This is a genomic window from Spirillospora sp. NPDC052269, from assembly GCF_040679435.1.
Classification (GTDB): Bacteria; Actinomycetota; Actinomycetes; order Streptosporangiales; family Streptosporangiaceae; genus Spirillospora.
Genome location: NZ_JBFAUU010000005.1, coordinates 258,552 through 266,612, shown reverse-complemented (window position 1 = coordinate 266,612; position 8,061 = coordinate 258,552). Strand labels below are relative to the sequence as shown.

6 protein-coding genes and 1 tRNA gene are annotated in these 8,061 nt (G+C 71.5%); 5 read left to right on the top strand and 2 right to left on the bottom strand.

Features of this window, described 5'->3' with window-relative positions:
* Nucleotides 1-296 precede the first annotated feature (296 nt).
* Together AB0L06_RS12710 and AB0L06_RS12705 are read left to right on the top strand one after the other, a co-directional pair.
* Nucleotides 297-369: transfer RNA gene (locus AB0L06_RS12710), tRNA-Lys, on the top strand.
* A gap of 495 nt (nt 370-864) precedes the next feature.
* Nucleotides 865-3,150 carry a M28 family peptidase gene (locus tag AB0L06_RS12705; RefSeq protein ID WP_500231101.1) on the top strand — a complete coding sequence of 762 codons (2,286 nt, stop codon included), beginning with the start codon at nt 865-867 and terminating at the stop codon, nt 3,148-3,150.
* 438 nt (nt 3,151-3,588) lie between these two features.
* Here the strand turns inward: AB0L06_RS12705 and AB0L06_RS12700 are convergent, their stop codons facing one another.
* Complete coding sequence (locus AB0L06_RS12700; RefSeq protein ID WP_500231100.1) at nt 3,589-4,488, bottom strand: DMT family protein; 900 nt, start codon at nt 4,486-4,488, stop codon at nt 3,589-3,591.
* Nucleotides 4,489-4,689: 201 nt separating this feature from the next.
* On the opposite strand from AB0L06_RS12700, the gene AB0L06_RS12695 reads away from it, so the two are divergent.
* The 3 genes from AB0L06_RS12695 (at nt 4,690) to AB0L06_RS12685 (ending at nt 7,181) form a co-directional block, all read left to right on the top strand.
* Nucleotides 4,690-5,235, top strand: coding sequence for a M15 family metallopeptidase (locus AB0L06_RS12695; protein ID WP_500231099.1), 546 nt, complete (start codon nt 4,690-4,692; stop codon nt 5,233-5,235).
* Between the two features lie 154 nt (nt 5,236-5,389).
* A complete protein-coding gene (locus AB0L06_RS12690) occupies nt 5,390-6,079 on the top strand; it encodes a response regulator transcription factor (protein ID WP_500231098.1) in 690 nt (229 codons plus the stop codon).
* Nucleotides 6,072-7,181 carry a sensor histidine kinase gene (locus AB0L06_RS12685; protein ID WP_500231097.1) on the top strand — a complete coding sequence of 370 codons (1,110 nt, stop codon included), beginning with the start codon at nt 6,072-6,074 and terminating at the stop codon, nt 7,179-7,181. Before AB0L06_RS12690 ends, AB0L06_RS12685 begins: the two co-directional genes overlap by 8 nt.
* On the opposite strand, the gene AB0L06_RS12680 is transcribed toward AB0L06_RS12685, so the two are convergent.
* The gene (locus AB0L06_RS12680) at nt 7,178-7,975 is read right to left on the bottom strand and encodes an SAM-dependent methyltransferase (protein ID WP_500231096.1); all 798 of its coding nucleotides are present in this window, start codon (nt 7,973-7,975) and stop codon (nt 7,178-7,180) included. The two genes, AB0L06_RS12685 and AB0L06_RS12680, sit on opposite strands and share 4 nt — an antisense overlap.
* Nucleotides 7,976-8,061: the final 86 nt, after the last annotated feature.

The window sequence follows — 8,061 nt, the reverse complement described above, 5'->3', positions numbered from 1 at the left end:
CGACATCCCGCATCAACCCTTCACGCAGATCAGCTGACGCAGGTGCGCGACGCCCCCCGGCCACCCGCGCAAGCGGCGCGTGCCAGGGCATCCCCACCCCCTGACCTCCCCGAACTCCAGCTCGTCCCACACCGGCCCGCTCCTCCCCACGTCCCGGCACCGGCATCCCCCTCGCACCGGCCGGATTCAGGGATGCGGCCGCCGACCGCCCGGCCTACACTCTGCGGAGGCCCGGTAGGATCGGGCACCTGATCCGTCCACCCGCTCGCCACCCGCGAACAGGCACCGGATCAGTCGGGTCGCTAGCTCAATTGGCAGAGCTCCGGACTTTTAATCCGTAGGTTGTGGGTTCGAGTCCCACGCGACCCACCCACCTGACCTGGGCGAACGCGAGAATGTCGCGTTTGCCCAGCGTTGTTTTCGGGGTAGTTCGTCCTCATGGTCGCTCCGTGGTCGTCCGGCGATCCGCGTCCTCCTGGGCACGCCCCGGATTCAGCGGCCGTCGTGGGCGCTCACGGGTCATCGTGGGCGGCCGTAGGCGTTCAGTGCCACCCCGGCGGGGCGGGAGCGTCAAAGCTGTGGGAGCCCCTGGCAGCGCCGATGGGTGAGCCGTTTCCCGCAGGTCGTGCCGACCGGTGGCGAGGACCTCGGACGCGGCCCGCGTTTGGTGCCGCGGCTGAGCAGGCGGTGCGTGCGTCCGCCGGTCCGAAGGGCACATTGGTTCGTAGGCGAGGGGTGGACATCGCCGGGGGTTTGACCTGCACCTTGAGATGGTCAACATGAACGGGGGTGCGGGAAACCGCAGGCCGATCGGGTTGATTGCCCCATTCCGGGCCCGTGCGGGCGTGTCTAGCGTCGGGTCGCGTGAAGGAGAAATTGCTCGACTCATCACGCCGCGTGCTCGCCGGCGTGCTCGGATTGCTGGCCCTCGGCGTGGTCATGTTCGCCGGGGCGGTGGCGGACGGCCCACCGCGCCCGTCGCCCGCGGACGCTCGGGCGGACGAGTTCAGTGCCGCGCGAGCCCTCGACCATCTCAACCGGTTCGCCAAGGAGCCGCGGCCGATCGGCAGTGCGGCGAGCGCGAGGACACGCGACTACCTCGTCGAGCGCCTGCGCGCCCAAGGGTTCGGCGTGCAGGCGCAGCGTGCGGTCGGAGCCTCCTCGGGGGCGGGGCTGGCGACGTTCGGGCGGGTGGAGAACGTGGTCGCCACCCTGCCGGGCAGCGACTCCACCGGGATGATCATGCTGGCCGCCCACTACGACTCCGCGGCGATGGGGCCCGGGGCGTCCGACGACGGTGCGGCCGTGGCCGCGATCCTGGAGACGGCCCGCGCGCTGCGGGAGCGCGGCCCGCTGCGCAACGACCTGGTCCTCCTGCTGTCCGATGGTGAGGAGGACGGCGTGCTCGGCGCTGAGGCGTTCGTCCGGGAGCATCCGCTCGGCCGGGCCAAGGGTGTGCTCCTCAACTTCGAGGCGCGTGGGGCGGGCGGACCCACGCTGATGTTCGAGACGACCCGGAACAATGCGCGGCTGGTCAGCGCGTTCGCGCACGCGGCGCCGAGGCCGCACGGTGACTCCTCGATGGTCGAGCTCTACCGGATGCTGCCGAACAACACCGACTTCACCCCGCTTTCCAAAGCCGGGTTCCGCGGTATGAACTTCGCCTGGATCCAGCGCGGTTCCCACTACCACACGGCCACGGACTCGATCGGCAACCTCGATCGGGGCAGCCTCCAGCACCACGGCGCCACCATGCTCGCCCTCACCCGCACGCTCGGGAACACCGATCTGGCCGATCTGGACGGTCGGGGCGACACGACCTACTTCCGGCTGCCCGGGGTGATGGTGACCTATCCGGGGGCGCTGGTGCCGGTGCTGACCGTCCTGTCGGTCCTGGCGTTCGGCGGGCTGATCGTGACGGTGCGGAAACGGCGGCTCGCGAGCCTGCCGCGCATGCTGATCGCCGCGGTGTCCGCGGTGCTGCCGCTGCTGCTGACGGCCGTACTGGCGCAGGTGCTGTGGAGCATCCTGGCGGGCGTGCGGCCCGACTACGACGCGATGGGCGGCCTGCTGCACCGGCCGATGCCCTACCGGGCCGCCGTCGCCGCGCTGGCCGTGCTCGCGCTGTCGCTGTGGTACGTGCCGCTGCGCCGCAGGCTCGGCCCGGCTGCGCTCGCGGTCGGCGCGCTCGCCTGGCCGACGGGTTTGGGCGTCCTGCTCACGTGGGTCGCGCCGGGTGCCGCGTTCCTGTGCACGCTGCCCGCTCTGGCGTGCGCGCTGGGCGCTCTCGGTGCCGTCCTGCTGCCGCGTGGGCGGTTTGCGGCGCTGATGCTCGGGCTCGTCGTCCCCGGATTGCTGCTGCCCGCGTGGGCGCAGGCGGCCTTCGACGGCATGGGGCTCGCGCTGGCGGGCGTGCCCGCGCTGGCACTGGCGCTGTTCGGGCTGGCGCTGCTTCCCCTCGCCGAGCTCGTTCTCCCCGAGCAGCGGGCCGCGCTCGCCATGCCGTCGGCCCTCGCGCTCGCCGTCGCGCTGGCCGCGACCGGAATGGCCGTCGACACCTACGACCAGACGCACCCGCGCCGCACCCACCTGGCCTACGTGATGAACGCCGACAGCGGCACCGCGCGCTGGGTGAGCGGTGACGCGGATCCCGGTTCCTGGACCCGGCGGTACGTGTCCGGCCACGACCAGGGCGGGCTTCCGCCCGGATACGCCCGCAACCTGCGGTGGACGGGTCCGGCCCAGCCGATGCGGGCTGCCGCGCCCAACGTTCGGATCGTCTCCCGCGACGGCGACCTCCTCCGGCTGCGGGTGAGCGCCGGACGCGGCGCCCGCTCGGTGACGCTGCGCTTCGACCGCCCGATCACCGAGGCGTCGGCGGCCATACCGGGTTCCAGGCCCGCACGGGTGGCGGTCGACGGGACACGACCCAAGACCTGGCCGGGCGAGGTCCGCTTCCGTGGCCTCCCCGCCGGCGGCGCCTCGATCAGCGTGCGCGTGCCGGGCGGTCAGCGGCTCACCGCGATCGCGGAGACGACCGGCCTCACGACCGTGCCCGGCTTCGTGCCGCCGCCGCGCGATCTGGTGCCCTCCACGCGTGAGGACGGCGACCTGACCGTCGTGACCCGCACCTACAACCTGCTCGCGTAGCCGGCGACCGGCCAAGCACGGGCTATGACCGAATGGCGATCGGCTACCGACCGTCCGGCACTTGTGCCGTCGGTAGTGATCACCCGTCCAGTCGGCCATCGAACGGGGCGGGGCGGGGTCGGTGAACCATCCGCTGAAGGACCACCTGTCATCGGTCGGGGCACCTCCGTAGTGGATCGCCTGGCCGTCCATCAGCCGCCACGCCGAACCACCACGGCCGAACGCTGCGGTCTCCACCACGCGCAGCAGCAACTCGCGGGCCCAATCGCCGGGCGGACGACCATTCGCGGGGAACTCGGCGTCGGGGAAGCGCGCGACGAACTCGCGGTTGGTCACCGCCTCCGGCCATAGCTGATACGAGAGCAGCTGGATCTGACCGATGCGCAGGTACGGGGTGCTTTTGCCCGCTTGGTTGGCTGGTGGTTGCTTGGCGGGCGGTCAGGTTGAGGCGGCGGCTTCTTCTGGGTGGGGTTCCTGGGTCTGGGTGTCCTCGGGCTCGCCGTACCAGGCGACGGCTACGGCGCCGATCACGGCCAGGACGAAGCCGAGGACGGCCACCCAGGCGTAGCCGGGGCGTGAGGCGTCGCCGAGCCAGAGGACGCCGAGGATCCCGGGGACCACGGTCTCGCCCACCACCAGGGCCGCGGTGGCGCCGTTGATCGAGCCGATCTGCAGGGCGACGGTGTGGAGGTACATGCCGCCGATGCCGCTGACCAGGATGGCGTAGAGGGCGGGGTCGGTCAGGAGTGCGCCGGGGGCGAGCGGGTCCGCGCCGTTCAGCACCCGGACCCCGATGCCCACCACGCCGAAGCCCAGGCCGGACAGCAGGCCGGCCGGGATCGCCGCTTTCGATCCCATCCAGCGCACCGCCAGGGTGCCGCCGCCGATCAGCAGGACGGAGGCCGCCAGCAGCCACCAGTGGGTGGATATCGGGGTGCGGCCGCCGCCCTCGGGGCCCGCGGCGCCGGCCAGCAGCACCAGGGCCGCGCAGACCACGCCGATGGAGGCCCACTCCCGCCGGCCCAGCCTCACGCCCAGCAGCTTGATGCCCAGCACCGCGGTGATCACCAGGTTGGCGCTGATCACGGTCTGCGACAGGAACAGGGGCAGCAGCCTGGCGGCCAGCGCGCCGAGCCCGAAGCCGACGAAGTCGAGCACGGTTCCCAGCATGAACTCCCAGGTCACGGCGGCCTTCGCGGTGGAGGAGAGGCTGGGGCCGCCGTGCTGGGTGACCGTCCCGGACCTCTCGGCGGACCTGCGGGATCCCATGGCCTGCAGGACCGACCCGACGCCGTAACAGGCCGAGGCGGAGAGGGCGGTCATGAGACCAACGATCATCGATTGCTCCGTTCGCGTGCCACCATGCGGGGACCACCGCCGACGTGGGGCCGCCGGGTGCAGCCGAGGGACATCCCTCTTGCCAGGATCGACGTGCGATATGGGGTAGAAGTTCCGGAATCGGGACCGGGCGGCGGCGGACGGTGGTCCGACCCCCCGCACGTGGGGTGGCGTGTATCGCGGGCGTATGGGAATGCGCGTATGCCCCTGCAACGGGGGTTTGTCTTCAGTGAAGGCATGGATCACAGCGCATTTCTTGCGGTTGTCACTCGGGTTGTCGCGGTGTTGTTGGTGCCGGTCGGGTTTTGTCGCGCGCCGGGGCGTGCTCGTTTTCTGGCCTGCCAATGGGCGCTGGGACTGCGCTTTCCCGCCGAGGATCTGCGGGGGCTGGCGCCGGAGGCGCTGGCGGCGTTCACGTGGGCGCGGGCTGAGGCGTTCTGGCGGGACGGACAGCTGATCGGCCTCACCTCGGGATATCGGGACGCGGCGGAACAGCAGCGGATCTTCTTCGAGGAGGTGCGGCGCACGGGATCGGTGTCCGCGGCGCGGCACAGGGTGCTGCCGCCGGAGGAATCGGGCCACGTGCGGGGGATCGCGCTCGACGTCCGGCCGACCGAGGGCGCGCGGTGGCTCGAACGGAATGGCGGACGGTACGGACTGCACCGCGTCTACGACAACGAGTGGTGGCACTTCGAGTACCGGAGGGTCGAGCCGGTTCGGCTGCCGCATCCGGGCGTCGCGCCCTGACTTCAGGAGGCCGGCGGCAGGACTTCGAGGACGAAATCTCCGACATATTCATCGCTGTTCCGAATGGTGACCTCGGCATCGGTCACGGTCACGGCGGTGAAGGTGGTGAGGCTCGCATATGTCGGCGATATGCCGTGTTGTTTAGCCTTGGGGCATGCGTGTGCTGATCGTGGAGGACGAGCCGTACCTGGCCGAGGCCGTCCGGGACGGGCTCCGGCTGGAGGCGATCGCCGCCGACATCGCCGGTGACGGCGACTCGGCCCTGGAGATGCTCAGCGTCAACTCCTACGACCTCGCGGTCCTCGACCGGGACATCCCCGGGCCGTCCGGCGACGAGGTCGCCCGATGGATCGTCGCGTCCGGCAGCGGCATCCCGATCCTCATGCTCACCGCCGCCGACCGGATCGACGACAAGGCGTCCGGGTTCGAGCTCGGCGCGGACGACTATCTCACCAAGCCGTTCGAGCTCCGGGAGCTCGTCATGCGCCTGCGGGCGCTGGACCGCAGGCGCGCGCGGGCCCGCCCGCCAGTCCGGGAGATCGCGGGCCTCCGGCTGGACCCCTTCCGCCGGGAGGTCTTCCGCGACGGACGCTACGTCGCGCTGACCCGCAAGCAGTTCGCCGTGCTCGAGGTCCTCGTGGCCGCCGAGGGCGGTGTCGTCAGCGCCGAGGAACTCCTGGAACGGGCCTGGGACGAGAACACCGACCCGTTCACCAACGCCGTCCGCATCACCGTCTCCGCCCTGCGCAAACGGCTCGGCGAACCGTGGCTCATCTCCACGGTGCTCGGCGTCGGCTACCGGATCGACACCGACGCGGACGAGCCCGGCGACGCGCGTGGATAGGCGGCAGGGGCTCAGCGTCCGGCTGAAACTCACCCTCAGCTACGCCGGGCTGATCTCCCTCGCCGGTGTCCTCCTGCTGGCCGTGGTGTGGGTGTCCCTGCTGCGGTACGTCCCCACGCACACGCCCTACGCGCCAGGCGGCTTCATCCCCAACCGCAGGGTCCTCCTGCGCCTCTTCCTGCCCCGTGCGGCGGAGGTGCTGGCCGTCCTGTTCGTGTTCGGCGTCCTCGGAGGATGGATCCTCGCGGGCCGGATGCTCGCGCCGCTCGCGCGGATCACGGACGCCGCACGGATGGCCACGAACGGATCGCTGTCCCACCGGATCCGCATGGACGGCCCGAAGGACGAGTTCCGCGAGCTCTCCGACGTGTTCGACGGCATGCTCGAGCGGCTCGAGTCCCACGTGACCGAACAGCAGCGGTTCGCCGCGAACGCCTCCCACGAACTGCGCACACCGCTGGCGATCTCGCAGGCGCTGCTCGACGTGGCGCTCGGCGATCCCGCGCGGGACCAGGGGGAGCTCATCCAGCGCCTCCACACCGTCAACACGCGGGCGATCGACCTCACCGAGGCCCTCCTGCTGCTCAGCCGCAGCGAACGCAGGAGCTTCACGCGCGAACCCGTCGACCTCTCCCTCGTCGCCGAGGAGGCCGCCGAGACGCTGCTCCCCCTCGCCGAACGGCGCGGGATCACGCTCGACGTCACCGGAGAGGCGACGCCGGCCGCCGGCTCCGCGGCGCTCCTCCTGCGGATGGTGACGAACCTCGTCCAGAACGCCATCGTCCACAACCTGCCCGACGGCGGCACCGTGACGGTCCACACCGAGTCGCGGCACGACGCGAGCGTGGTGCGGGTCGAGAACACCGGACCGCCCGTCCCGCCGGCCCTGCTGCCGACCCTCCTCGAGCCCTTCCAGCGCGGGACGGAACGCGTGCGCGGCGGCGATCACGCCGGCGTCGGGCTCGGACTGGCCATCGTGCACAGCATCGTCCGGGCGCACGACGGGACCCTCGATCTGACCCCCGGCGCCACCGGGGGCCTCCTCGTCACGATCCGGCTTCCCGGCGCGCCGAGGCCGTCACCCCCGGACGGGTCCCGCTAGGGCTTGCGGCCCACGCCACCGGTCATGAAGCGGACGTCGACGGTGCTGGCGTCCAGGACGGGCTCGTCGGGACGCCACAGCGGAAGCGGGACGAGGCCGGGCGACAGGACCTCGAGGCCGTCGAAGAAGCCGGCCAGCTCGGCGGGCGTGCGGACGCGGCCGGTGCCGAGCTGCTCCAGGAGCTGCTTCTCCAGGGCGACGGACTCGGGGGCGTCGCCGAGGCGGGTGAAGTTGGTGATGAAGAAGTACGAGCCGCTCGGCACGGCGTCCCGCAGGACCCGGACGATCTCGCCGGGGTTCTCGTCGTCGCCGAGGTGGTGCAGGATGCCGACGAGCATCACGCAGACGGGCTTGTCGAAGTCGATGAGCGCGCGGACCTCGGGACGGTCGAGGAGGTCGGCCGGCTCGCGGATGTCGGCGGTCACCACCGCGGTGTTGGCGTTGTTGGCCAGGATCGCCCGGCCGTGCGCCAGCACGATGGGGTCGATGTCCACGTACACGACGTGCGCGTCCGGGTTGACCTCCTGGGCGACCTCGTGCGTGTTGCGGACGGTCGGCAGGCCCGATCCGAGGTCCAGGAACTGCGTGATCCCCTTCTCCGCGGCGAGGTGGCGGACGACCCGGTGCAGGATCGCGCGGTTGTGCAGGGCGATCTCGCGCAGCTCCGGCATGATCGCGAGGCTGCCCTCGGCCACGGCCCGGTCCACCGCGTAGTTGTCCTTGCCGCCCAGCATCACGTCGTAGACGCGCGCCGCCGTCGGAACGCCGATGGGGATCTGCGGGGACTCGGCCATGTGCACCTCAGGGCTCAGGGAGTGATCATCCGCATCGTACCCACACGGAGCCCCTCAAAGCCGAACAACCCTTACGCCATAGGGCT